Raw genomic sequence first — 356 nt, forward strand, 5'->3', positions numbered from 1 at the left:
TGCTTCGGGAACTGCTAGCAGCAGAAGCCCGATGACCGCTCTAATTGTGCTGTGCATTCAGCCCCCGTTATCGGCGGCGCGAGGCGCGTTGAGTTCTGTGATGACAAGCCCGTCAGGATGCTCGGGACTGTTGGTGCGCCTGATCGTCACATCCACCGACAGAAGGTTGGTGGTCGAGCCGGAGGCATTCTCCCATTTGAGCAACATTGGAAATGAGACGTGCCACTCATAGTCGCCACTTCTCGTTTTTCCTTCGGAACGTATCGATGGCGCACTCTTCGGCGTTGCGGTCAGGAAGACACGTTTGGCCTTGATGAAATCAATATTACCGGGCCCGGAGAAGGACTGAGCCCAGG

General features: G+C 56.5%; 1 protein-coding gene. It reads right to left on the reverse strand.

Annotated elements, in window-relative coordinates:
• Positions 1–57: 57 nt before the first annotated feature.
• Positions 58–356, reverse strand: a 299-nt coding sequence (locus R5H23_RS16700; protein ID WP_317216112.1) for a DotI/IcmL/TraM family protein, incomplete at its 5' end; no start/stop codon positions are given.

It is taken from the genome of Gluconobacter sp. GP1 (assembly GCF_032913585.1).
Lineage (GTDB): Bacteria > Pseudomonadota > Alphaproteobacteria > Acetobacterales > Acetobacteraceae > Gluconobacter > Gluconobacter cerinus.